The organism is Pseudomonas izuensis (genome assembly GCF_009861505.1).
Classification (GTDB): domain Bacteria; phylum Pseudomonadota; class Gammaproteobacteria; order Pseudomonadales; family Pseudomonadaceae; genus Aquipseudomonas; species Aquipseudomonas izuensis.
Map to the genome: position 1 here is coordinate 46300 of NZ_WTFT01000004.1, position 25362 is coordinate 71661.

Below are 25362 nucleotides of genomic sequence, written 5' to 3' on the forward strand. Positions count from 1 at the left end.
CGTTTCTGGGGTTTGAAAACACACCCTTCCCTGTAGGAGCGAGCTCTGATCGCGATGGATGTACTGGCAACGCATTTCTCCAGACACCCCTCGTTTTCGTTCACGCCCATCGCGAGCAGACCTCGCTCCTACAGAAGAAGCAACCTCGAAAGACGCATTTGAGAAACAATATCGTTTATCATTGTTGCAAGTTTTTGCAATGCGACAGTGAGGAACCCTGCGAATGATGTTTCGAAATACTCTGCGCCGCGGCCTGACCTTTACCCTGCTAGGCCTGGCACTCGCCACTCCCCTCACCCAAGCTGCCGACCCGGTTTCCCTGACCCTCTACAACGGCCAACACAAAGAAGTCGGTGACGCTGTCGCCAAAGCTTTCGAAGCCAAGACCGGCATTCACGTCAAGGTACGCAAAGGCAGCAGCAACCAGCTCGCCAGCCAGATCGTCGAAGAAGGCGATCGCTCCCCTGCCGACGTGATTTACACCGAAGAATCGCCACCTCTGAACAAGCTTGGAGAACAGGGACTTCTGGCCAAGGCTGATGATGCAACGCTGGCGGTGCTACCCAGGGAATATGTCGCCGGCAATGGCACCTGGATCGGCGTGACCGCCCGGGTGCGCGTCGTAGCGTTCAACCCCAAGCTGATCAATGAAAAAGACCTGCCGAAATCGGTGATGGATTTCTCCGACCCCAAATGGCAAGGCAAGGTCGGCTTCGTGCCCACCAGCGGCGCCTTCCAGGAGCAGGCCGTGGCAATCATCAAGGTCCACGGGATGGACGCTGCCGAAGAATGGCTGACCGGTTTGCGCGCATTCGGCAAGACCTACAGCAACAACATGGTTGCGCTCAAAGCCGTTGAAAATGGTGAAGTCGCCACCGTCCTGGTGAACAACTACTACTGGTTCGCCCTGCAGCGGGAAAAAGGTCAGCTCGATTCGAAACTGCATTACTTCACCGGTGGCGACGTCGGCGGGCTTATCACGGTTTCCAGTGCGGCCGTATTGAAATCCACTAAACATCCTAAAGAAGCCCAACAATTGCTCGCCTATATGGCGAGCGAAGAGGGTCAGCGCGTGATCACCCAGACCACCGCCGAATACCCACTGCACAAAGGCATGGAATCGGATCGCGGCCTCAAGCCGTTCAGTGAACTGGAAGCGCCGAAAGTCACTCCAGCCGACCTCGGCAACGCCGAACAAGCCCTGGACCTGGAACGCGATGTTGGCCTGAACTAATGAGCACATCACTCCCCGCCTCCGCTCACGGCAACTACGTGCCACGGCGCAGGCAGCCATCGATCTGGCTGTTAATGCCGGTTTTAGTGCTGGTTGTACTCAGCCTGTTGCCGCTGGCCTATGTCGGACTCAAGACCTGGCAAGCTGGCTGGGCCGAAGCACTGCACCTGCTGTGGCGGCCCTATGTGCTTGGCTTGCTGCGCAACACCCTGTCGCTGATGATCGGCGTCACGGTGGCTTGCGGCGTGATCGGCCTGTCACTGGCGTGGTTGCTGGAACGCAGCAATCTGCGCGGGCGGCGGTTGTGGGGCGTGATTCTTTGTTTGCCATTCGCCGTACCGGCGTTTGTCAGCAGCTTCACCTGGGTTTCGCTCAGCGCACACTTCGAAGGACTGGGCGGGGCGATTCTGGTGATGACCCTGTCCAAATACCCGCTGATTTTCCTGCCGGTGGCGGCGACCCTGCGCAATCTTGACCCATCGTTGGAAGAGTCCGCGCGTACGCTGGGACAGAGTCGCTGGGGCGTGTTCTTCAAGGTCACCCTGCCCCTGCTTTGGCCCTCACTGCTCGCAGGTTCACTTCTGATTGCCCTGCACATGCTGGTGGAATTCGGCGCGCTATCGATCATCGGCCTGCAAACCTTCACCACCGCGATCTATCAACAGTTCGAGCTGGAGTTCAGCAACGCCAATGCGGCGATGCTTTCGGCTGTGCTGCTGGTGATGTGCCTGATACTGCTGTGGCTGGAACTGCGCGTTCGCGGCAAGGGCCGGCATGTGCGCACCGGCCAGGGCGCGGCGCGACGGGCGGAGCAGGTGCGATTGGGGCCATGGGCGGTTGCCGGGCAACTGTTCTGCCTGTTGCTGGCGATCATTGGCAGCGGCATTCCACTGGGGATGCTGGCTTATTGGCTCGCTGCAGGTTCGTCGGCCGCCTTTCCGGTTGCCGCCATCAGCGAGGCATTGCTGTCATCCCTGGCACTGTCGCTGGGCGGCGCGGCGTTGTGCCTGGTGCTCGCAGTACCGGTAGGACTGCTGGTGGTGCGTTACAAGGGCCGACTGGCAATCTGGGCCGAACGCCTGCCGTATCTGCTGCATGCACTGCCAGGCCTGGTGATCGCCCTGACCCTGGTGTATTTCGCCCTTCACTATGTGCCGATGCTGTACCAGACGTCGGCGCTGCTGCTGATCGCTTATGCGTTGCTGTTTCTACCCCTGGCCCAGGCACCGATCCGCACGGCGCTGAACAAGGCTGCACCGCAACTGGAAGAAGCAGCGCGCACACTGGGGGCATCATCGCTCAGCGCGTTCTGCCGGGTGACATTGCCGATCATCTTCCCGGCGCTGGGGGCGGCGTTTGCGCTGGTGTTTCTGGATGCGATGAAGGAACTGACGGCGACACTACTGTTGAGCCCGACCGGATTGAATACCTTGGCGACGGAGGTTTGGGCGCATACCGCGAATGTGGAGTTTGCGGCGGCAGCGCCATATGCGGCGCTGTTGATTCTGGTGTCGGGGTTGCCGGTCTACCTGCTTACGACGCGGATGTATCTGAGTCGCTGAAATCGCCATCGCGGGCAAGCCCGCTCCCACAGGGATTTTCTGTGAACACAATTATTTGTGAACAACAGAGACACTGTGGGAGCGGGCTTGCCCGCGATGGCGCCAGAACTAACAACCATCAGGCCCTGAACTGCCCCAGGCTTGCCTTCAACTGCGCCGCCAACCCATCCAGCACCTTGCCACTGGCCGTGGTTTCCACCACCGCCTGAGCCGCTTTCTCGGCCTGTGCATGAATCGTTTCTACGCGCCCCCGCACTGCCTGAGCCCCCTGCGCCTGGTGCGCTGCTGCTTGGGTCGCCAGACCGATCGCCGTATGTACCTGCTCAACCGATGCCTGCATCGATTGCTGCAACCGCGCACTGTCGCGTAACACCAGCAAACCTTCGCTGGCCTGACGCCCTGCCTGCCCGATCGCCGCCACCGCTTCACGCGCGCCTTGCTGCAACGCCACGATGTGCGCCTGGATATCGCCAGTGGAGCTTTGGGTCTTGCTCGCCAGCGCCCGCACTTCATCAGCCACCACTGCGAATCCGCGCCCGGTCTCACCGGCTCGCGCTGCCTCGATGGCGGCATTCAATGCCAACAAGTTGGTCTGTTCGGCAATCCCGTGAATCACCGTCAACACCACTTCAATCTGTTCACTTTGCTGCGCCAGCCGCTCGATAACTTGCGCACCGGTCTCGACCTGACCGGCCAGAGCCTCGATCAGGCTGCCGACTTTCGCCGAGGTCCGGGTGTTTTCATCGGTGGCCTGACGAATATCCACCACCTGCTTCAACGCCGCCTGCATGGCCTGGCTCTCGGACTGGGCCTCATCCGCCATTTGCGACAAGGCTCGCAGGCTCTCCGCCACTTCATCGCGCTGCATACCCGCAGCCGCATCGGCTCCGGCATTGCGCAAGGTCATTGCGCCAATTTCCACGCCGGTGCGCTGGGCAACATCACCCGCCTCGCGCACGATCGGTTGCAACTTGTCCACAAAGCGATTGACCGCCGAGGCCATGTCGCCGATTTCGTCCTTGCTGTTGATCTGTACACGCTTGGTCAAATCGCCTTCACCGGCCGCCAGGTCATCCATGGCAGCAATCAGCATTTTCAAACGATTGACCACTCGACGCCCCAGCACCACCGCGAGCAACAGCAGAACACCTGCGCCGACTACCGCCAGGCCCATGCCGATGCGCCAGCGCAAAGTCGCCGCCGCTTCCTGCACCGTGCTGGTGGTGTTGGCTTTCATTTCAGACGCCGTGGATTGTGCCGACTGCAGCCGTGTACGCATGGCTGTGGCGCTATCAGCTGCCGCTCCCTTGAGACTGTCGCCTACCAGTTGGTCACTGTTGGCGATCAGGGCCGAGAAGCGCTTGTCGAGGGCTGCCAGGTCGGTTTCCACCGAAGCTGTCGAGATGCCCATCAAGACCTTGCCGATTTCCACACCATTGGGGTTGATCGAGGCCTCGAGGTAATAGACCGACGGATCGCTCTTCGCCGCGTCCAGCACCTTGTCCAGCGCCCGCTCGCCCTGGCCCTTTTCCAGCAGCGCCTTGTTGATCGGATTTTCCCGGTTGAGGTAGCGCGTCAAGTGTTGGCCCGTTGCGTCGTCGTAGACCACGAACAGCACATTAGGATTACGCTGCGCCCGGCGGGCGAATTCGGAGAGAGTTGGGACGTCGCTGTCCCACATGGCGCGAGGGGCGACCGAAGCGAGAAGCTGCGCCATATCATTGGCGGAGTCCTTCAGGTCCTTTTCCAGTGTCGCGCGCAGTTGCGCCTGCTCCTCTTCCAATCGCGAGGACAACCCGGCGGTAAGACGCTGACGCGTGCTGGTGGAGAGGCTGTCGAGGCTCGACGTGACTTCACGCCCCGCCTGCTCGAGCTCGCCGGAAAGCTTTTGACTGTCCGCTCCCAGCCGCACACCCAAATCGGCTTCCAGCGCGGTCACTGTGCTCCTGGTCAGAGCAACAGCTACCACCACCTGCACCAAAAGGGCGATACCGAGAGTAACGAACACAGGCCGCAAGAGACGGCTTTGTAACAGTGAGAGAACGGCTGACACTGGAGATCCCCCTGCTTTGGCGCCATTAAATTGATAGCACGCCAGAAGCTATGCTTTTTTTAATGTTCGGTGCAAGGGTCATGCCGTCCAACAGACATAAACGACAAAGGCCCCGATTAAGGAGCCTTTGTTTTTTACATCAACGACTTATCAAGCGAACGGATGACGCAGAACGATGGTTTCGTTGCGATCCGGGCCCGTCGAAATAATGTCGATCGGCGCACCGACCAGCTCTTCAACGCGCTTGATGTAGTTGCGTGCAGCCTGCGGCAGCTCTTCCAGAGTCTTGGCACCGAGGGTGGACTCTTTCCAGCCTGGCATCTCTTCGTACACAGGCTCCAGGCCGATGTAGCTGTCGGCATCGGTCGGTGCATCGATCACTGCACCGTCAGCGTTTTTGTAACCAACGCAGATATTGATGGTTTCCAGGCCGTCCAGTACGTCCAGCTTGGTCAGGCACAGGCCCGAGATGCTGTTGACGTCGATAGCGCGACGCAGAATGACGGCATCGAACCAGCCGCAACGACGAGCACGACCGGTGGTTGCACCGAACTCGTGGCCACGCTTGGCCAGGAACGCGCCGACGTCGTCGAACAGCTCAGTCGGGAACGGGCCCGAACCGACGCGAGTGGTGTAGGCCTTGGTGATGCCGAGGATGTAGTCCAGGAACATCGGGCCAACACCCGAACCGGTAGCGATGCCGCCCGCGGTGGTGTTGGAGCTGGTGACGTACGGGTACGTACCGTGGTCGATGTCCAGCAGGGAGCCCTGGGCGCCTTCGAACATGATGTCCTTGCCAGCGCGACGCAGCTGGTGCAGCTCGGCGGTGACATCGAGCATCATCGGCTTCAGCAGCTCGGCGTATTCCATGCATTCGTCCAGGGTTTTCTGGAAGTCGATCGCAGGCTCTTTGTAGTAATTGACCAGTACGAAGTTGTGGTAGTCCAGCAACTCGCCCAGCTTGGCGGCGAAACGCTCGCGGTGGAACAGGTCACCGATGCGCAGGCCGCGACGTGCGACCTTGTCTTCGTAGGCCGGGCCGATGCCGCGACCGGTGGTGCCGATCTTCAGCTCGCCACGGGCCTTTTCACGCGCCTGGTCCAGCGCTACGTGGTAGGACAGGATCAGCGGGCAGGACGGGCTGATGCGCAGGCGCTCGCGCACTGGCACACCTTTCTCTTCCAGCTTGTTGATTTCCCGCAGCAGGGCGTCAGGTGCAACCACCACGCCGTTGCCGATCAGGCACTGCACGCCTTCGCGCAGCACGCCCGACGGGATCAGGTGCAAGACGGTTTTTTCACCGTCGATCACCAGGGTGTGGCCAGCGTTGTGGCCACCCTGGTAGCGCACTACGGCGGCAGCATGTTCGGTCAGCAGATCAACGATCTTGCCTTTGCCCTCATCACCCCATTGGGTGCCCAGGACTACGACATTCTTACCCATAACACTTGTCCTCATTCGCGCAAACTTGGTGCCGGCGGTAGCCGGCAGGAAAACTCAAGAAGCCAGTGGCGATACTTGCCAAAGCCCGTTCTGCTGAATCAATTGCCGGTCGCAGTCCGCTTCACGGGCGGCGGCCAAAGGTTGTCCAGGCAAGGCCTGAACGACACGCTGACCCTCACTGCGCAACTGGCAAACCTGCTGCCAGAGTGCCGCATCCGTACTGTCAGGCATCCAGATACCGCCAGACGGTAGCTCGATCTCAGCACGCCCCAGGGTCACCAGGGTTTTCAAATCGGTAGAGAAACCGGTTGCCGGACGGGCACGACCGAAGTCGGCGCCGATATCGTCATAACGACCGCCCTGGGCAATGGACTGGCCAACACCCGGTACAAACACGGCAAACACTACACCGGTGTGGTAGTGATAACCGCGCAACTCGCCCAGGTCGAAATACAGCGGCAGTTCCGGGAACCGGGTGGACAAACGCTCGGCAATCGCCAGCAGGTCGTCCAGTGCCGCCGTCACCTGCGCCGGAGCCTTGGCCAGACGTTCGCGGGCAGCCACCAGCACTTCACGACCGCCACACAGATCGACCAACGCCCGCAGCATGCCTGACAGATCCGCCGGCAAGCCTTCGGTCAAGGTAATGACCTCGTCGATGGCTTTACGTTGCAATGCGTCAAACAACTGCTGCTCGACTTCACCGGACAAACCGGCGGCGCGGGCCAGCCCGCGGTAGATGCCCACATGCCCCAGGTCCATGTGCACGTCCGGCACATCGGCCAGTTGCAGCATGGCCAGCATCAGGCTGATGACTTCAACGTCACTGCTCGGGCTGGCATCGCCGTACAACTCGGCGCCCAACTGGATCGGGCTGCGCGAGGACGACAAGGCACGTGGCTGGGCATGCAGCACGCTGCCGGCATAGCACAGACGGTTCGGGCCTTCGCGACGCAGGGTATGCGCATCGATGCGCGCCACCTGCGGTGTGATGTCGGCCCGGAAACCCATCTGCCGGCCCGACTGCGGGTCGATGACCTTGAAGGTCCGCAGATCCAGGTCCTGGCCCGCGCCGGTCAGCAGGGATTCCAGGTACTCGATATGGGGAGTCACGACAAACTCGTAACCCCAGCTCTGGAACAGATCCAACACCTGACGACGCGCGACTTCTATGCGCGCCGCTTCCGGTGGCAGTACTTCTTCGATGCCATCTGGCAGCAGCCAGCGGTCTACCGTTGCCATTACGCCATTCCCCTATGATCCGGGCGACAAGCCTTTGGGCGAGCCTTGAGTGAAGCAGAAAATGATTGGCTCAGCACAAACCACGCGCATGAGCGACGAAGCGAAAAGCCTGAAATGGGCTTCGCCAAGCACTTTCCTCGTAAAACCTGTCGAGCTTTTCAGCTCTCGCACCTGCACAAAAACAGCAATCAAACGTGCAGACGCAAAAAAGCCGGGAATTTCCCGGCTGCCGCATCATACACACGTTTTCCCAAAGGATCACCCCGCCAGAGGTTTTAGCCGCCCGGCGGGATGATTCGGGTCAACGTCGTATCAAGGCTTGGCTTTTTCCAGGTAGTGGAAGAAGTCACTGCTTGGGTCGAGGACCATGACGTCGGATTTGTTCGCGAAGCTTTCACGGTAGGCACGCAGGCTACGGTAGAACGCGTAGAACTCCTGATCCTGACCGTAGGCCTTGGAGTAGATCGAAGCGGCCTGGGCGTCGCCGTCACCGCGAATCTCTTCGGATTCACGATAGGCTTCAGCCAGCAGCACGCGACGTTGACGATCGGCGTCGGCACGGATGCCTTCTGCCAACTCGTTACCCTTGGCGCGGTGCTCGCGAGCTTCACGCTCACGCTCGGTGCTCATGCGCTCGAACACGCTGCGGTTCACTTCCTTCGGCAGGTCGATGGTCTTGACGCGGACATCGACAACTTCGATGCCCAACTCTTTTTCAGCCATCTTGTTCAGAGAAGACGTGATATCCGCCATCAGCGCGTCACGTTCACCCGACACCACTTCGTGCAGGGTGCGCTTACCGAACTGGTCACGCAGACCCGATTCCAGACGACGGGACAGACGCTCGTCGGCAATCTGCTTGAGGCCGGAAGTCGCGGTGTAGAAACGCTCGGCGTCCTTCACGCGCCACTTGGCGAAGGCATCGACCATCACGGCTTTCTTTTCCAGCGTCAGGAAGCGTTGTGTCGGTGCATCCAGCGTCATCAGGCGTGCGTCGAATTTGCGCACCTGGTTAACGTAAGGCACTTTCACATGCAGGCCTGGCTGAACATCGGCCTGGACCACGCGACCGAACTGCAGCAACACCGCACGCTCGGTCTGAGCCACGATGTAGAAGCAGTTCCAGGCAGCGATCGCCACGACGACGCCGACAATAAGGGCGATCAGCGATTTATTGCTCATCAGCGACTCTCCCTGGTACGTGCCGGCTGTTGCTGCAGATCAGCTGCGGCACGTGCATTCGCTTCATTGCTGGTGGCTGCCGCACTGCTCATCGGCGTGCTGGTGCTGCGGCCACTGCTGTCGATCATCTTGTCCAGCGGCAGGTACAGCAGGTTGCTCTGGCCATTCTTGTTGCCGGTCACGAGAACCTTGCTGGTATTGCTGAAGACTTCCTGCATGGTGTCCAGGTACAGACGCTGACGAGTGACTTCAGGCGCCTTGCGGTACTCGGCGACCAGCTTGGTGAAGCGATCAGCCTCACCCTTGGCACGCGAGACGGTCTCGTCACGGTAGCCATTGGCATCTTCGAGAATGCGCTGGGCCTGACCACGGGCTTCCGGCACAACGCCGTTGGCATAGGTTTCAGCCTGGTTGCGCGAACGCTGCTCGTCTTCACGGGCTCGGATCACGTCATCGAAGGCTTCCTGCACTTCACGCGGTGCCGCTGCGCTTTGTACGTTGACCTGGGTAACGGTGATACCGGTGCGATAGGTATCCATGAAGCGTTGCAGACGCTCCTTGATTTCGCTGGCCATCAATTCACGGCCTTCGGTCAGTACCTGGTCCATGGCGGTGGAACCCACCACATGGCGCAAGGCGCTGTCGGTCGCGTGTTGCAGGCTGATTTCCGGTTGATCGACGCTCAACACGAAGTCCTGCAGGTTGCTGATCTTGTACTGCACGGTCAGCGGCACCTCGACGATGTTTTCGTCTTCAGTCAGCATCTGGCCTTGCTTGGTGTACGCACGCTCACGCGTGACGTTTTCCATGTACTTCTTGTCGATCGGCGGGAAATAGATGTTCAGACCCGGGCCGACGGTTTCGTAGTACTTGCCGAAGCGCAGCACCACGGCTTGCTCCTGCTCATCGACTACATAGACCGCGCTGTACAGCCACACGGCCGCCAACACGACCAGGCCAATGCCGAGCAGGCCGCCGAAGCCGCCACTCCTGCCCGGACCACCGCCGTCATCACCCCGTTTCTTACCACCACCGAACAACCCGTTCAGGCTTTCCTGCAGCTTTCGGAAGGCCTCGTCGAGATCTGGCGGCCCCTTGCGATCGCCGTTATTACGGCGCTTGCCACCCCAAGGATCCTGATTATTCGAGTTGCCACCCGGCTCATTCCAAGCCATAGCGCTCTCCATCTGATAAAGCAAAGACGCGCCCACGGCGCGCCGACCAATGCTACAGAATGCCTGTCACCACGACACAACCGCTTTCTCAGGCTTTTATTGCAAAGTGTGTTGCTCGATGAAGTCCAGCGGCTGCAAACCTTCGCGGCTTACCAGTCGATTCAATTCGACTCGCGGCAAACGAACGGCCAGCAAGCTGATGCCTTCTTCGTCGTGTTCTTCTTTCTGTACCGCACCGACTTCGAAAAACTGCGCACGCAGTCGAGCAAAACGTTGCGGCAAGCGCAAGGTACCCACAAACAAATCATCGCCGAGCAGTTCAGCAACGGCCTGCTTGAGAAGGTCAAGACCCGTACCGTCCTTGGCCGATAACCAGACCCGCTGCGGCTTGCCATCGGCATCACGCTGGATCTGCGGCTCGACACCCTCGAGCAAATCGAGTTTGTTGTATACCTCCAGGATCGGCAAGTCCTGCGCCCCGATCTCCCCGAGCACCACCATGACCTGCTCAATCTGGGCCATGCGCTCGGGCTCGTGGGAGTCGATGACATGCAGCAGCAGGTCGGAGTTGCTCGACTCTTCGAGCGTAGCCCGAAATGCCTCGACCAGTTTGTGCGGCAAGTGGCGAATGAAACCCACAGTGTCGGCCAGCACAATCGGCCCGAGGTCGTCGAGTTCAAGTCGGCGCAAGGTCGGATCGAGGGTCGCGAACAGCTGGTCAGCGGCAAAGACGTCGGATTCGGTCACCGAGTTGAACAGCGTCGACTTGCCGGCGTTGGTGTAGCCCACCAGTGAAACCGTCGGGATGTCAGCACGCTTGCGGCCGCGACGCGACTGCTCGCGCTGGCTGCGGACCTTTTCCAAGCGTCCCTTGATCTGCCGCAGGCGAACCCGCAACAGACGCCGGTCGGTTTCCAGCTGGGTTTCACCCGGACCGCGCAGACCGATACCACCCTTCTGCCGTTCAAGGTGAGTCCAGCCACGAACCAGCCGCGTGCTCATGTGCTCAAGCTGAGCCAGTTCGACCTGGAGCTTGCCTTCATGGGTGCGGGCGCGTTGGGCGAAGATATCGAGAATCAGGCCCGTGCGGTCGATCACGCGACACTCGAAAATTCGTTCGAGGTTACGTTCCTGACTGGGCGTGAGGATGTGATTGAAAATCACCAGATCTACCTGCTCGGCTTTGACCAGGTCGCGTAACTCCTCGACCTTGCCGCTGCCAATCAGGTATTTGGCGGTTGGCCGATTACGCGGCACGTTGAAAAACGCGACGGTCTCGGCACCAGCCGACATTGCCAACTCCTGAAACTCCTGCGGATCTTCGCGCGCCTCAGGGTCCTGACCATCCAAGTGAACGAGAATGGCTCGCTCACCACCACCGTGGCGCTCAAAGAACAAAGGAGACTCCTATCAGGCGTTACCTGGCTCAGCATCACCTGCTTCGGATTCGGTTGCGCTAGGCAGACGAATTGGACGAACCGGCACTACTGTAGAGATAGCGTGTTTGTAAACCATTTGGCTGACGGTGTTTTTCAGCAGGATAACGAACTGGTCGAAAGACTCGATCGTGCCTTGCAGTTTGATACCGTTGACCAGGTAGATGGACACCCCAACTTTCTCTTTACGCAAAGTATTCAAGTAAGGGTCTTGTAGCGAATGCCCTTTTGACATGTGCCGCACTCCTTTAAGGATTCAATATAAAAAAATAGGTAAACAGATGGCTTGTGGCCGTCACACCCCCAAGGATAGACGGCAATTGCAAGGACTCAGCTCAATATGGAGATGGTCCCCAGGTATTTCAAGGCGCGCGGCAGATTGTCGCAATCCAGGCTGTCCAGCCAGTGTAAATCATCCCAACTGCGCAACCAGGTGAACTGACGCTTTGCCAATTGGCGCGTGGCAATGATTCCACGCTCCTGCATCTCGGCCAATGTCAGCTTGCCATCCAGGTAGTCCCAGACTTGTCGGTAGCCTACCGCACGTATAGACGGCAACCCGGCATGCAGGTCACTTCGCTTACGCAGGGCTACGACCTCGTCGATGAATCCCTGTTCCAACATTAAAGTGAATCTTTGTTTAATTCGCTCATGCAGTACCTGACGATTTGCCGGAGCAATCGCCAAGTTCGCGACAGTATAGGGCAATTGTTGCCGTCCCGAAGCGGCTGCTTCAGTACTTTGCGCAGATTGTTGCAGTCGCAGCTCAGTCATGCTTTGACCGCTGACGCGATAAACTTCCAGCGCTCGACTGAGCCGCTGCGGATCGTTCGGATGAATACGCGCGGCAGAAACCGGATCGATCACCGCCAATTGTTCGTGCAAGGCTTGCCAGCCAAGGCGTGCGGCTTCTTCTTCGATCTGCGCACGCACATCCGGGTCGGCAGCCGGCATGTCGGCCAGGCCTTCGAGCAAAGCCTTGTAGTAGAGCATTGTGCCGCCCACCAGCAGCGGAATTTTTCCGCGCGCGGTGATGTCGGCCATGGCTTCGAGGGCATCACGACGGAAATCTGCGGCCGAATAGCTCTCTGCCGGATCAAGGATGTCGATCAAACGGTGCGGAAACTGCGCCAAAAGCTCTTTCGAAGGCTTGGCGGTGCCGATGTCCATGCCACGGTAGACCAGCGCCGAATCGACACTGATCAGTTCGCAGGGCAGGACCTTGGTGAGCTCGATGGCCAGGTCGGTCTTGCCGGCGGCGGTCGGGCCCATCAGGAAAATCGCAGGTGGGAACTGGCTCATCAACGACCGCGCAAGAACAGTTTGTCCAGATCGTCCAGGCCCAATTGGGTCCAGGTCGGTCGGCCATGGTTGCATTGACCGCTGCGCTCTGTGTTTTCCATGTCGCGCAGCAGACCGTTCATTTCTGGCAGGGCCAGGCGCCGATTCGCCCGTACCGCGCCGTGACAGGCCATGGTCCCGAGCAGTTCGTTCAGGTGTGCCTGAATCCGGTCGCTGGTGCCGTACTCCATCAGGTCGGCCAACACATCGCCAACCAGTCGATTGGCTTCAGCCTGCTTGAGCAGCGCCGGAATCTGCCGGATGGCCAGGGTTTCCGGACCGAGGCGTTGCAGCTCGAAGCCCAGGCGCTGGAACCAGGCGACGTGCTCCTCGGCGCAATCGGCTTCACGCTGGCTGACCGCCAGGGACTCCGGCACCAATAGCGGCTGCCCACTCAGGCCTTCACTGGCCATGGCGACCTTCAGGCGTTCGTACATGATCCGCTCGTGAGCGGCGTGCATGTCCACCAGCACTAGCCCTTGGGCGTTTTCCGAAAGAATATAAATACCCTTGAGCTGCGCCAGCGCATAGCCCAGCGGCGGGATGTCGCCTTGTCCGGCCGGCAGCGCGGCCGCATTGGCCTCGGGCAACGGCGCGAAGAACTCACGATAGGCGGCTTGCGCTTCAGCGGCGGGAACAGCGGACTGAGGTCGCGGCGTGTATTGATATTGATACCCCGCCCCGGCGCCGGAGCCGGCGGGCGCGCTGAATGTCGGTTGCGCCTGGGGCTGCTCCAACAGTGCGTTCGCGGCCAGGCGCATCTCACCCTGAGGGCCGAACTCGCCTGCTTCGAGGCCCGTAGGCCGCACAACGGCTGTCTCGACCGGTGCGGCAAGATGATCTTCCGGCCGCACATCGCCCAAGGCGCGATGCAAGGTGCCATACAGGAAATCGTGAACCATGCGCCCGTCGCGGAAACGCACTTCGTGCTTGGTCGGGTGCACGTTGACGTCGACACCCGCCGGATCGACTTCGAAAAACAGCACGAATGTCGGGTGCCGGCCATTGAACAGCACATCGCGATAGGCCTGGCGTACCGCGTGAGCCACCAGCTTGTCGCGCACGGCACGGCCGTTGACGAAGAAATACTGCAAATCCGCCTGACTGCGGTTGAACGTCGGCAACCCGACCCAGCCCCAAAGATGCAGGCCGTTGCGCTCGATTTCGATCGGCAGCGCCTGCTCCAGGAAACCGGGGCCACAAATCGCCGCCACGCGCCGGGCACGGGCCGCATCATCGTGGGCCTCATGCAGACTGAGGATGGTCTTGCCGTTGTGGCGCAGATGGAACGCCACGTCGAAACGCGCCAGGGCCAGACGCCTGATCACTTCTTGCAGATGATCGAATTCGGTTTTTTCGGTCTTGAGAAACTTGCGTCGCGCCGGGGTATTGAAAAACAGGTCGCGAACTTCGACAGAGGTGCCCACCGGATGCGCTGCCGGTTGCACGCGAGGCGCCATGTCACGACCTTCGGTCTCGACCTGCCAGGCCTGATCGGCATCGCGGGTGCGGGAGGTCAGGGTCAGGCGCGCCACGGAACTGATCGACGCCAGTGCCTCACCGCGAAAACCCAGGCTCATGACCTGTTCCAGGTCTTCCAGGTTGCGGATTTTACTGGTGGCATGTCGCGCCAGGGCCAGTGGCAGGTCATCGGCGGAAATGCCGCTGCCATCGTCGCGCACCCGCAGCAACTTGACGCCGCCCTGCTCGACATCGACATCGATGCGCCTGGCGCCGGAGTCGAGGCTGTTCTCCAGCAACTCCTTGATCACCGAAGCCGGGCGTTCAACCACCTCACCGGCGGCAATCTGGTTCGCCAGCCGCGGGCTGAGCAGCTCGATGCGGGCAGCGTTGGTCAGCACCTGGTTCATTCCTTGGCCGCCAGTTCAGTGCCAGGGATGGTCAAGTGCTGACCGACCTTGAGCTCGTCGCTCGCCAGGTTGTTGGCACTGCGCAACGTGGCCGGCGATACCTGATAACGCACGGCGATCATCGCCAGCGTCTCGCCCGGGCTTACCCGGTGATCACGCGGCCCCTGGGCGATCTTCCCGGAGTCCCGCAGCCACGCAATATAAGTGCCCGGTGGCGGGTTTTGCTGGAAGAACTGGCGCACGCCACTGCTGATGGAGCGTGCCAGCGCCTGCTGGTGGCTCGACGCGGCAAGTTTGGACGCTTCATTGGCATTGGAGATGAACCCGGTTTCCACCAGGATCGACGGGATGTCCGGCGACTTCAGCACCATGAACCCGGCCTGTTCAACCCGTTGTTTGTGCAGCGGCGTGACCCGGCCGATGTTGCTCAACACTTTCTGGCCGACGTTCAGGCTGGAAGTCAGGGAAGCGGTCATCGACAGGTCAAGCAGCACACCCGCGAGCATGCGGTCCTTGTCGTCGAGGCTGACGTTGCCGGCACCACCGATCAGGTCGGAGCGGTTTTCACTGTCGGCCAGCCAGCGTGCGGTCTCCGATGTGGCACCGCGATCGGACAGAGCGAACACCGAAGCACCGAAAGCAGCGGCTGAAGGCGCGGCGTCGGCGTGAATGGAGACGAACAGGTCGGCGCCTTTCTTGCGGGCGATTTCGGTACGCCCACGCAACGGAATGAAGTAGTCGCCGGTGCGGGTCAGTTCGGCGCGGAAACCTTTCATGCCGTTGACCTGACGCTGCAATTCCCGGGCGATGGCCAGCACCACGTCTTTTTCGCGCTGACCGCGAGAGCCGGAGGCGCCCGGATCTTCACCGCCGTGACCGGCATCGATCACCACAATGATGTCGCGCTTGCCCGCCGGTGCCGGCGGTAATTTGATTGCAGGTTCCGTCGGCGTGACCGGCACGGCAGGCACCGTGGCCACCGACGGCGTCGGCGCGGGCGGAGGTGCGGCGTCGGACGGGTTATCGAACAGATCGACCACCAGTCGGTTGCCGTACTGGGCATTGGGGGCCAGCGAGAAGCTTTTCGGAGTAACGGCCTTTTTCAGGTCGATAACCACCCTCAGGTCGGTCGGCGTGCGTTGGGCCGAGCGCATGGCCGTGATCGGGGTATTGGCGCTGTTTACATTCAATGGCGCTCCCAGGGTAGCGCCATTGATGTCGATGACCAGGCGATCCGGCGCCGTCAGGGTAAAGACGCTGTGCTGCACGGGGCCGGTCAGGTCAAACACCAGCCGCGTGTTGTCCGGCGCCCGCCACAGGCGAACACTGTTGACCTTCGTCTCGGCCACAGCGTCGACGGTCACCGCCAGAAACAACACCCCTACGGCAGCAACCAACGCGCGAAAGCGCATACCTAACCCCATCATTTATTTGGATTCCAATGCCAAAGCGGCACACCACGACTCGCCACGCGAGCCCTGGGACAAAATTTTCAGCGAACGCCCGCTGTCTTGCGGGCTAATGGTAATGGTCAGGTCGGGCTTTGGCAAAAAGCCTGCACCTTTATCCGGCCACTCGATCAGACACAGGGCGTCGTCTTCGAAATAGTCGCGGATACCGAGGAATTCCAGCTCTTCCGGATCGACCAGGCGATACAGGTCGAAATGGAAAGCGCGAATGTCGCCAATCTCGTAGGGTTCGACCAGGGTGAATGTCGGACTTTTCACTGCTCCGATGTGCCCCAGCCCCCTAATGATGCCCCGGGACAATGTGGTTTTGCCCATTCCCAGGTTGCCTTCGAGAAAGATCAGGCCGTGCCCTTTTGTGGTTTTGGCGATGCGCGCGCCAAACGCGGTCATCGCCTCTTCATCAGCCAGGTACAGGGTTACTTCAGACACGGTGCTTGCTCCTCCAACAACTGACGAATGGCTGGAATCAGATCACTGGCCGCCAGCCCGCGGCCGAATTTGCCTTGTTGCTCACCCGCTTTGGCATGCAGCCAGACCGCCAGACAGGCCGCATCGAAGGTGTCCATGCCTTGGGCCAGCAGAGCGCCGACCAGACCGGCCAGCACATCGCCCAAACCGGCGGTGGCCATGGCCGGATGACCCTGATGACATACGGCCAGCCGCCCGTCGGGACTGGCGACCAGGCTGCCGGCGCCCTTGAGCACCACGACCGCTGTATACTTTTTACTCAGCGCATGAGCCGCCGCCGGGCGATCAGCCTGAATCTCGGCAGTGCTCATGCCCAGCAACCGCGCCGCTTCGCCCGGATGCGGCGTGATCACACAATCCTTGGGTAAGTTCACACGTTCCTCGGCCAGCATGTTCAGCGCGTCGGCATCCCAGACTTGCGGCAGTGGCGCGTTGGCGGCAGCGGACAACAAACTGTGCCCCCAAGCGGCCTGCCCCAGCCCTGGGCCGATCACCACTACGGACACCTTTTGCAGCAATTCCATCAACTGATTGGCAGATGACGTGCCCAGCACCATCGCCTCGGGGATTCTGGCCAGCGCGGCGGGCACATGTTCGCTGCGCGTCGCCACCGACACCATGCCGGCGCCGCTGCGCAGCGCACTTTGCGCGCTCAGCAGGATCGCGCCACCCAGGCCCCGATCGCCGCCAACCAGCAGCACATGACCGAATTTGCCCTTATGGGAAGTGGGCGCCCGAGAAGGAAGACACGGCAGGTTGCCAGCCATCAGACGAAGGGCACTGGTCGGCGCGCCTTCGAGCAGCTGCGGATCGGCATGCAGGTCGTTGAAAACCAGTTCGCCCACCACGTCCGCCGCATCACCGGTGAACAATCCCAGTTTCAAGCCGATGAAGGTGACCGTCAGATCGGCTCGAACGGCGCGACCGAGGATATGACCGGTATCGGCGCAGAGCCCGGATGGGATATCCACAGCCACCACTGGCAGTCCACTGGCATTGATTGCACCAATGACGCCGGCGTACGGTTCGCGCACGTCACCGGTCAAGCCGGTGCCGAGCAAGGCGTCCAGCACGATCCCACGACATTCCGATTGCCCGCTCCACGCTTCGATGCGGACGTTTTCGGATACCGCCTCGGCATGGGCCGACGCCGCATCACCGCGCAGTTGCAGCGGATCGCCTACCGCCAGCACCCGGACCCACCAACCGGCGCGCCTGGCCAATACGGCCACCAGGTAACCATCACCGGCGTTATTGCCGTGGCCGGCGACCACCGTCAATTCACTTGCCGTCGGCCATTGGCGGACCAGCGCGCGCCAGGTTGCCCGCGCCGCCCGCTGCATCAGTTCGAAGCCCGGGGTGCCGGCCGCGATCAGGCTCGCATCGAGCCCTCGGACCTGCGCGGCGCTGTACAGCGCGTCGGGTAAATCATCTTTAGTGTGCGGCATGCGTCTTCAGGCTCCGATGTCTGGCAGAATTATACGCACCTCAGCTCCGGTTTCTCTCGCCTCATGCCCGCTATTACCACAGACCTGTCCGCCCTCGCCCAATCCATCAAGGACTGGGGCCGCGAGCTGGGCTTCCAGCAAGTCGGCATCAGCGGCCTCGACCTCGGGGAGCATGAGCAGCACCTGCAGCGCTGGCTCGATGCCGGTTACCACGGCGAAATGGACTACATGGGCGCCCATGGCAGCAAACGCTCGCACCCGGATGAGCTGGTGCCGGGCACTTTGCGCGTGGTTTCGCTGCGCATGGACTACCTGTCGGGCGACACCAAAATGGCGCAATTGCTGGCTCAACCGGAAAAAGCCTACGTCTCGCGTTATGCCTTGGGCCGCGATTACCACAAGTTGATCCGTAAACGCGTGCAACAACTGGCGGAAAAAATTCAGGCGGTCATTGGTCCGTTCGGTTACCGCGCCTTCGTGGACAGTGCCCCGGTGCTGGAAAAAGCCATCGCGGAAAAAGCCGGCCTTGGATGGATCGGCAAAAACACGCTGGTCTTGAATCGCAAGGCCGGCAGTTATTTCTTCCTCGCCGAATTGTTCGTCGATTTGCCGCTGCCGGTGGACCCGCCTCACGCCACCGAGCATTGCGGCCGCTGCAGCGCCTGCCTGGACATCTGTCCGACCAATGCCTTCGTCGGCCCCTATGTACTGGATGCCCGGCGCTGCATTTCCTATCTGACAATCGAACTCAAAGGCGCCATACCTGTAGATCTGCGACCGCTGATCGGCAACCGGGTGTTCGGCTGCGATGACTGCCAGATCGTCTGCCCCTGGAACCGCTTCGCCCGTCCATCCGGCGAAGGCGACTTCAAGCCACGGCACAACCTGGACAACGCTGATTTGGCCGAGCTGTTCATGTGGGACGAGGCCAAATTTCTAAGCAGCACCGAAGGCTCGCCGCTAAGACGGGCAGGTTATGAAAGCTGGTTGCGCAATCTGGCCGTCGGGCTGGGCAACGCGCCTTCAACGATTCCGGTATTGGAAGCGTTGAAGGCGCGGCGAGAATATCCATCCGAGATGGTGCGTGAACATGTCGAGTGGGCATTGCAGCAACATGCCGAACGTCAGGCTTCGTCGTTATAGACGAACTTGGGCATTTCCCAATGGAAACGGATCGCCAGCAAGCGCAGCAGGAAGCCGCCGAACAGCGTGATCAGAATCGCCTGCTCACCCGGCACGTTCAGATACAGGCAAAGCATGTAACACCACGCTGCCGCAAACGAGACGCTGGCGTAAAGCTCGCGGCGGAAAATCAAAGGGATGTCGTTGCAGAAAATGTCCCGCAGGATGCCGCCGAAAACCCCGGTGATCACGCCGCTGACCGACGCAACCAACATGCCATGGCCCATTTCCAGGGCGGTCATGCAGCCGATCAGGGTGAAGGCCACCAGACCGACGGCATCGAGCACCAGAAACAGCGAGCGCAGATGGCGCATCCAGCGGGCGGTGAACACCGTGAACATGGCTGCGATGGTTGTCAGGACCAGGTATTCCGGGTGTTTTACCCAGGTCAGCGGGTAGTGGCCCAGCAGCACATCACGCACCGAACCGCCGCCCAATGCCGTAACACACGCAATCAGCACCACGCCAAACCAATCCATTCCTCGACGGCCCGCAGACAGGGCACCGGTCATGGCTTCGGCGGTGATGGCGATCAGGTAAAGCATCAACAACATGGTGGCGGTCCTTGCAGAAAGGCGCGCAGTCTAGCCATTTAGCATCGGCACCAAAAGAGGGCAATGACGACCACCGAAAACCTGTGGCGAGGGGATTTATCCCCGTTGGGTCGCGAAGCGGTCCCAAATCTGGCGACCGCTGTGTATCAGGCAAACCGCAGGCAATGGTTTTACGACTGCTGCGCAGCCGAACGGGGATAAATCCCCTCGCCACAAAAGCCCTCGCCTCGCCCTCAGGACTTGATGAAATGCTGGCGGTAGTGCTGCAACTCGGCGATGGATTCGCGGATGTCGTCCAGGGCCAGGTGGGTGCTGCCCTTCTTGAAGCTGTCGCGCACGTCCGGCGCCCAGCGCGCGGCCAGTTCCTTGAGGGTCGAGACGTCGAGGTTGCGGTAGTGGAAATAGCTTTCCAGGGATTTCATGTGGGTATAAAGGAAGCGACGGTCCTGGCAGATGCTGTTGCCACAGATCGGCGACTTGCCTTTCGGTACCCATTTTTCCAGGAAGGCGATGGTCTGGGCTTCCGCTTCAGCCATGCTGATACGGCTTTCGCGCACGCGCTGGGTCAAGCCCGAGTTGCCGTGGGTGCGGGTATTCCACTCGTCCATGCGAGCGAGGACTTCGTCGCTGTGGTGGATAGCGATCACCGGGCCTTCGGCCAGGGTGTTCAGGTCACTGTCGGTCACGATGGTGGCCATTTCGATAATGACGTCGTTATCCGGGTCCAGACCGGTCATTTCCAGGTCGATCCAGATCAGGTTCTGCGAATTTTGCATGTGTCGGCTCCTAGGCAATGCTGCGCAGTTTAGCCTAGGCCGGTGGCCGGGCGTGCTAAACTCGCGGCCGTTTTACCTAATCGCTGCATTATTACTACGGAACACCCATGGCCAAACGCCAACTCAATCGTCGTCAAAACTGGCGCATCGAAAAGATTCAGGGCGAACGCGCTGCCCGCGCCGCCAAACGCGAGTCCTCGGCTGTCGAGGCACTCGAAGGTGGCGACCTGGGCCCGGAACAGCACGGTCTGGTGATCGCGCACTTCGGTGTGCAGGTCGAAGTCGAGGCCCGCGACGGCGAACTGGCCGGCCAGGTGTTCCGTTGCCACCTGCGCGCCAACCTGCCGGCGCTGGTCACCGGTGACCAGGTGGTCTGGCGTGCCGGCAACCAGGGCATCGGCGTGATCGTGGCGCAACTGCCGCGCAACACTGAACTGTGCCGTCCGGACAGTCGTGGCCAGCTCAAGCCGGTGGCGGCGAACGTCGACATGATTGTCATCGTTTTCGCACCATTGCCAGAACCTCATGCCAACCTGATCGACCGCTACCTCGTAGCCGCCGAACACGCGGGCATCAAGCCGCTGCTGTTGCTGAACAAGTTCGACCTGATCGACGAGCAAAACGCCCCGGCGCTGAATGCGCTGCTGGGTGTTTATCGCACGCTTGGATATCCGGTCCTGGAAGTATCGGCGCATCACGGCAACGGCATGGAGCAACTGCAGAAGCAACTCGACGGGCGCATCAGCGTGTTCGTCGGCCAGTCCGGCGTCGGCAAGTCATCGCTGGTCAACAGCCTGCTGCCGGATGTCGAGACCCGCGTCGGCCCGCTGTCCGAGCTGTCCGGCCAGGGCACTCACACCACCACCACTGCACGGTTGTTCCACTTCCCCGGTGGCGGTGAGCTGATCGACTCCCCGGGCATCCGCGAATTTGGCCTGGGCCACGTCAGCCGCGCTGACGTCGAAGCCGGCTTCATCGAGTTCAACGACCTGCTCGGCACCTGCCGTTTCCGCGACTGCAAGCACGACCGCGAACCGGGTTGCGCTCTGCTCAAGGCCCTGGAAGATGGCCGCGTGCAGCAACAACGGATGAACAGCTACCGCTCGATCATCGCCAGCCTGCCGGAAAACGGTTACTGAGCCGTTTCCAGCAGACATGAAAAAGCCGCGATCATTTCGCGGCTTTTTTTCACCTGGGCTTTTGTTGTGACCCGAACATTGCCTTCGCGAGCAGGCTCGCTCCCACAGTAGTGCGCGTTGCCCTTGTGGGAGCGAGCCTGCTCGCGAAGAGGGTGAGTCAGCCACCCCCCATTTTACTGAATCACTGCTTGGGTGCTTCTGTCGGTTTGGGCGCCGGGTCATCGAACAGGTTCAGCCGTTCGCGCAGTTCGTGGGCCGGCAACGGCTCCTTGTCTGCCGGCAACGCATTCGGGTCGGCAGGCACTTCACCCGGACCGCCCTGCCCTTGCGTTGGTTCCGGCGCCGGTTCCGCGCCTTGTGAACCTTCGATGGCACGCTGGGCTTTCTTGGTCAGCACGATGATATCGATACGACGATTGACCGGATTGAATGGATGCTCGCGGTCAAACAAGGCCGACGAGGCATAACCGACCACCCGCGCCACCTGTGCATCCGGATAGCTGCCGGCGACCAACGCCCGGCGAGCGGCGTTGGCACGGTTGGCCGAAAGCTCCCAGTTGCCGAAATCACCCTGGCCGCTGTATGGCTTGGCATCGGTATGGCCGCTGATGCTGATCTTGTTCGGCACGGCCTTGATGGTGTCGGCCATGGCCAGCAGGATGTCTTCGAAATACGGTTTCAGACGGGCACTGCCGGAGTCAAACATCGGCCGGTTCTCGGCATCCACAATCTGGATGCGCAAACCGTCCGGCGTGATCTCGAACATGATCTGGTCTTTGAATTTCTGCAGCTGCGGATTTTCTTCGACCTTGTTCTGCAACTCTTGCAACAACAGTTCGAGGCGCTCCTTCTCCACCATCTCGGCCATGCCTTCGACCTGTTCGGCGTCGACGGTCACCTTGTCCGGCTGCGGCTGGGATTTCACCTCGGGGTTGAGGGTTTTTTCCGGCGCCAACTCTGGCGTACCGCCCAGATCAATGATGTACGGCGTGCCACTTTCGGTGAAGCCGATCGGGTCCTTGAAGTAACCGGCGATGGCAAGCTTCTGTTCCGGTGTCGCGGTAGATAACAGCCACAACACCAGGAAGAACGCCATCATCGCCGTGGCGAAGTCGGCGAAGGCGATTTTCCAGGCGCCCCCGTGATGCCCGCCGGCGTAGCGCTTGACGCGCTTGATGATTATCGGCTGATTATTTTCCATGACTTAACGGCCGCGAACCGCTTGTTCCAGCTCTGCAAAGCTAGGACGGTGCGCCGGGTACAGAACCTTGCGCCCGAACTCCACGGCCAGCGATGGCGGCATGCCGGAAGCCGAGGCAACCAGCGAGGCCTTGATGGCTTCATAGATATTCAGTTCTTCCTTGGCGTCGTGAGCCAGGGAATGGGCCAGCGGACCGAAGAAGCCGTAGGCGGCAAGAATACCGAAGAAGGTACCGACCAGTGCCGCACCCACGTGCAGGCCGATGGATTTCTGGTCGCCGTCACCCAGCGAGGCCATGGTCACCACGATCCCCAGTACCGCGGCGACGATACCGAAACCGGGCATACCATCGGCAATACCGTTGACGGCATGGGAAGGGTGTTCCAGTTCCTCCTTGAGGCTATAGAGTTCCATGTCGAACAGACCTTCAAGCTCATGGGGGGCCATGTTGCCGGAAGACATGATGCGCAGGTAATCGCAGATGAACGCGGTCATGCGCTCGTCCTTGAGGACCGACGGGTACTTGGCGAAGATCGGGCTCGCGGCAGCATCCTCGATATCGCCTTCGATGGCCATCATGCCTTCGCGGCGACTCTTGTTGAGAATCTCGTAAATCAGGCCCAGGACTTCAAGGTAGTAGCCATTGTTGAAGCGCGAACCGAACATGCCCAGGGACTTCTTGAGCACGTGCATCGTCATGTGGCCGGGGTTGGCCTGCAGGAATGCGCCGAGGGCCGCACCACCGATAATCATGACCTCGAAGGGCTGGATCAGGGCGGCAATTTTGCCGTGGGAGAGCACGTATCCGCCGAGCACGCTCGCGAATACGACGATGATGCCGATTATTTTAGCCATAGGTAGGAGAGCACTTACTGAGTCGGGTTCAAGGTCATATTCGGAAGTTAAAAAATCTCTTCTTCTACTTATCGGCAAAACTGCGCCAGACTATAGCCAGTTCAGGCGAAAAGCTAATTTGACCCACTCCGGGCATAGGTAATCCAGACGATGATCGCCTCCAGACATGGCTAACGAAACGAACGTCCCGGCTCCAAAACCAAACACGCTCGAAGGCTGGGTCAAGCTTCTCGATGGCGTGCGCCTACCCATTCCGCAAGCCAGTCATGACCTTGTCTGCCGGGCAATCCGCGACAGTCGCAGCTCGCTGCGCGACATCGCCGAATTGATGCAGGACAGCCCGGCCCTGGCCCTGAGCGTGATTCGCGAAGCCAATCGATACACGCATGGCAGCATGAGCGAGCCCGCGGAAAACCTTGAGGTCGCGCTCAATCGCCTCGGCCTGAAGCGCACCGAAGAATTGCTTGAGCGCCTGCCTGCCGAACCCATGGCCGACATTCCAAAGGCGCTGCGTCAATTGCAGATGATCAGCCAGCACGCCACTCAACAGGCCAACGGTTTTTTTGCCAGCCGCCTCGCGCGCCTGTGGCAGGACATTCATTGGGGCAGCCTGCTGTTCCTCTCTCCACTGTGGCCCCTGGCACTGACCCACCCGCAATTGCTCGAAGACTGGGAACTGCGAGTCATCCATAAAGGCGAGTCGGCGCGCAAAGTCGAAAAGCAATTGTTCGGCGCTCGCCTGCTGGAAATCGGCCTTGCATTGGTGGACACCTGGCGCCTGCCGATCTGGGTGCAACAGGGTTATAAACTGCTGCTCACCGAGCAACGGGAACTGGTGAAAGTCCTGCGCATTGCCCGCGACAGCGAACATCCATTACGCCAGCAGAATCGCCTCGATGACGACCCGACCCTGCGCCGCTGGCTTAATCAGCCGGCCAACACGGTGCTGCTGGCCAACGGCCTGGCACTTTCGGCGCAACAGGCCTGGGACAGCCCGCACAGTGAACGCTGGCAGTACCTGACCAGTCTTTACCTGCAAATGCCAGTGGACGAGGTGCAACAACAGCTACACCAACAGGCGGCTAACAGCGGACGCCATCATGCGATGCCAGACCTCTGGCACCCTGCCGTTGCGCTGATCTGGCCGTGGGGCACGAACCGTGTCCACGCCGGCCTGCTGCCAGCCCCGGCGCCGACCGCCGAAGACCTGGCCAAGTGGCGCAGACAATGCGCCGAGCTGCTGATCGAACCGAGTCGTTTCACCAACGCCATGCACCTGACCACCTCCGCCCGTGACGCACTGGTCGCGTGCGGCATGCGCCGGGTGATGATCCTGATGGCCGACCGCACCCACGCCAATCTGCGGGTGCATCAGACTGCCGGACTGCCGAAAGAGGTGGCCGGGCTGAATTTCACGGTCAGCCAGAGCACCGTGCTGCAACGCTTGCTCGCGCAACAGGCCCAGGTGCGCCTGACCCCGGATAACAACGCGCAATTCTCCGCCCTGCTGCCCAACAGCCTGCGTTCGCAGTTCAGCGGTGAACACTTGTTGCTGCGATCACTGGTCAACAATGGCCGGGTGATCATGATCGTCGTGGCGGATCAGGGCGGCGGACCGTTTTCAGAGATCACCCTGCAAGCCTTCGGCAAAACCGCGCAGTGCATTGAGAAAGCCCTGCACAGTTTTAGCCGACGCGGCCAACAATAAGCTGCGCTACAATCCTCCCTTTT

22 protein-coding genes are annotated in these 25362 nt (G+C 60.6%); 6 read left to right on the top strand and 16 right to left on the bottom strand.

Translation table 11 applies throughout. The annotated features are described in order from the left end of the window. Nucleotides 1–223 precede the first annotated feature (223 nt). On the top strand, nt 224–1234 hold the full coding sequence (locus tag GPL81_RS03300; protein WP_160105191.1) for an extracellular solute-binding protein: 1011 nt from the start codon (nt 224–226) through the stop codon (nt 1232–1234). Further along, entirely contained in the window at nt 1234–2796 is a 1563-nt protein-coding gene (locus GPL81_RS03305; protein ID WP_160105192.1) for an ABC transporter permease, read from the top strand. Before GPL81_RS03300 ends, GPL81_RS03305 begins: the two co-directional genes overlap by 1 nt. A gap of 118 nt (nt 2797–2914) precedes the next feature. Here GPL81_RS03305 and GPL81_RS03310 read toward each other — a convergent pair whose 3' ends face one another. The 3 genes from GPL81_RS03310 to GPL81_RS03320 all read right to left on the bottom strand — a co-directional run bounded on the left by GPL81_RS03310 (nt 2915) and on the right by GPL81_RS03320 (nt 7534). Then, on the bottom strand, nt 2915–4849 hold the full coding sequence (locus GPL81_RS03310) for a methyl-accepting chemotaxis protein (RefSeq protein ID WP_160105193.1): 1935 nt from the start codon (nt 4847–4849) through the stop codon (nt 2915–2917). A 150-nt stretch (nt 4850–4999) separates the two neighbouring features. Beyond that, nucleotides 5000–6292 (bottom strand): adenylosuccinate synthase, encoded by a 1293-nt coding sequence (locus GPL81_RS03315; RefSeq protein WP_160105194.1) that lies wholly within the window; start codon nt 6290–6292, stop codon nt 5000–5002. Between the two features lie 54 nt (nt 6293–6346). After that, nucleotides 6347–7534 (bottom strand): ATP phosphoribosyltransferase regulatory subunit, encoded by a 1188-nt coding sequence (locus tag GPL81_RS03320; RefSeq protein WP_160105195.1) that lies wholly within the window; start codon nt 7532–7534, stop codon nt 6347–6349. A gap of 49 nt (nt 7535–7583) precedes the next feature. Here GPL81_RS03320 and GPL81_RS03325 point away from each other — a divergent pair, with 49 nt between their 5' ends. Further along, nucleotides 7584–7829 (top strand): hypothetical protein, encoded by a 246-nt coding sequence (locus GPL81_RS03325; protein ID WP_147432576.1) that lies wholly within the window; start codon nt 7584–7586, stop codon nt 7827–7829. A 17-nt stretch (nt 7830–7846) separates the two neighbouring features. Here GPL81_RS03325 and hflC read toward each other — a convergent pair whose 3' ends face one another. The 9 genes from hflC to GPL81_RS03370 all read right to left on the bottom strand — a co-directional run bounded on the left by hflC (nt 7847) and on the right by GPL81_RS03370 (nt 17924). Beyond that, the gene (hflC, locus tag GPL81_RS03330; RefSeq protein WP_096513695.1) at nt 7847–8716 is read right to left on the bottom strand and encodes a protease modulator HflC; all 870 of its coding nucleotides are present in this window, start codon (nt 8714–8716) and stop codon (nt 7847–7849) included. Then, nucleotides 8716–9891, bottom strand: coding sequence for an FtsH protease activity modulator HflK (gene hflK, locus GPL81_RS03335; RefSeq protein ID WP_096513696.1), 1176 nt, complete (start codon nt 9889–9891; stop codon nt 8716–8718). The genes hflC and hflK overlap by 1 nt, the downstream gene beginning before the upstream one ends. A 96-nt stretch (nt 9892–9987) precedes the next feature. Beyond that, nucleotides 9988–11289, bottom strand: coding sequence for a ribosome rescue GTPase HflX (hflX, locus tag GPL81_RS03340; protein ID WP_096513697.1), 1302 nt, complete (start codon nt 11287–11289; stop codon nt 9988–9990). Nucleotides 11290–11301: 12 nt separating this feature from the next. Further along, complete coding sequence (hfq, locus tag GPL81_RS03345) at nt 11302–11562, bottom strand: RNA chaperone Hfq (RefSeq protein ID WP_007902656.1); 261 nt, start codon at nt 11560–11562, stop codon at nt 11302–11304. 95 nt (nt 11563–11657) lie between these two features. Then, the gene (miaA, locus tag GPL81_RS03350) at nt 11658–12629 is read right to left on the bottom strand and encodes a tRNA (adenosine(37)-N6)-dimethylallyltransferase MiaA (protein WP_121103861.1); all 972 of its coding nucleotides are present in this window, start codon (nt 12627–12629) and stop codon (nt 11658–11660) included. Further along, entirely contained in the window at nt 12629–14527 is a 1899-nt protein-coding gene (mutL, locus tag GPL81_RS03355) for a DNA mismatch repair endonuclease MutL (protein WP_178122563.1), read from the bottom strand. Before mutL ends, miaA begins: the two co-directional genes overlap by 1 nt. A gap of 8 nt (nt 14528–14535) precedes the next feature. Then, nucleotides 14536–15966 (bottom strand): N-acetylmuramoyl-L-alanine amidase, encoded by a 1431-nt coding sequence (locus tag GPL81_RS03360; protein WP_096513700.1) that lies wholly within the window; start codon nt 15964–15966, stop codon nt 14536–14538. Then, the gene (gene tsaE, locus GPL81_RS03365) at nt 15967–16437 is read right to left on the bottom strand and encodes a tRNA (adenosine(37)-N6)-threonylcarbamoyltransferase complex ATPase subunit type 1 TsaE (protein ID WP_160105197.1); all 471 of its coding nucleotides are present in this window, start codon (nt 16435–16437) and stop codon (nt 15967–15969) included. Further along, a complete protein-coding gene (locus tag GPL81_RS03370) occupies nt 16425–17924 on the bottom strand; it encodes an NAD(P)H-hydrate dehydratase (RefSeq protein WP_160105198.1) in 1500 nt (499 codons plus the stop codon). The genes tsaE and GPL81_RS03370 overlap by 13 nt, the downstream gene beginning before the upstream one ends. A gap of 63 nt (nt 17925–17987) precedes the next feature. On the opposite strand from GPL81_RS03370, the gene queG reads away from it, so the two are divergent. Beyond that, a complete protein-coding gene (gene queG, locus GPL81_RS03375; protein WP_160105199.1) occupies nt 17988–19067 on the top strand; it encodes a tRNA epoxyqueuosine(34) reductase QueG in 1080 nt (359 codons plus the stop codon). Here the strand turns inward: queG and GPL81_RS03380 are convergent. Together GPL81_RS03380 and orn are read right to left on the bottom strand one after the other, a co-directional pair. After that, entirely contained in the window at nt 19049–19660 is a 612-nt protein-coding gene (locus tag GPL81_RS03380) for a trimeric intracellular cation channel family protein (RefSeq protein ID WP_150771768.1), read from the bottom strand. The two genes, queG and GPL81_RS03380, sit on opposite strands and share 19 nt — an antisense overlap. 233 nt (nt 19661–19893) lie before the next feature. Further along, on the bottom strand, nt 19894–20436 hold the full coding sequence (gene orn / locus GPL81_RS03385; protein WP_160105200.1) for an oligoribonuclease: 543 nt from the start codon (nt 20434–20436) through the stop codon (nt 19894–19896). A 107-nt stretch (nt 20437–20543) separates the two neighbouring features. On the opposite strand from orn, the gene rsgA reads away from it, so the two are divergent. Beyond that, complete coding sequence (gene rsgA, locus GPL81_RS03390; protein ID WP_121103864.1) at nt 20544–21575, top strand: small ribosomal subunit biogenesis GTPase RsgA; 1032 nt, start codon at nt 20544–20546, stop codon at nt 21573–21575. A gap of 181 nt (nt 21576–21756) precedes the next feature. Here the strand turns inward: rsgA and motB are convergent, their stop codons facing one another. Both motB and motA read right to left on the bottom strand, forming a co-directional pair. Next, the gene (motB, locus tag GPL81_RS03395) at nt 21757–22776 is read right to left on the bottom strand and encodes a flagellar motor protein MotB (protein WP_160105201.1); all 1020 of its coding nucleotides are present in this window, start codon (nt 22774–22776) and stop codon (nt 21757–21759) included. 3 nt (nt 22777–22779) lie between these two features. Then, a complete protein-coding gene (gene motA, locus GPL81_RS03400; protein ID WP_160105202.1) occupies nt 22780–23631 on the bottom strand; it encodes a flagellar motor stator protein MotA in 852 nt (283 codons plus the stop codon). A 166-nt stretch (nt 23632–23797) separates the two neighbouring features. On the opposite strand from motA, the gene GPL81_RS03405 reads away from it, so the two are divergent. Continuing rightward, nucleotides 23798–25339, top strand: a complete 1542-nt coding sequence (locus GPL81_RS03405) for an HDOD domain-containing protein (protein WP_160105203.1) — start codon at nt 23798–23800, stop codon at nt 25337–25339. The last annotated feature ends 23 nt before the right edge of the window (nt 25340–25362 follow it).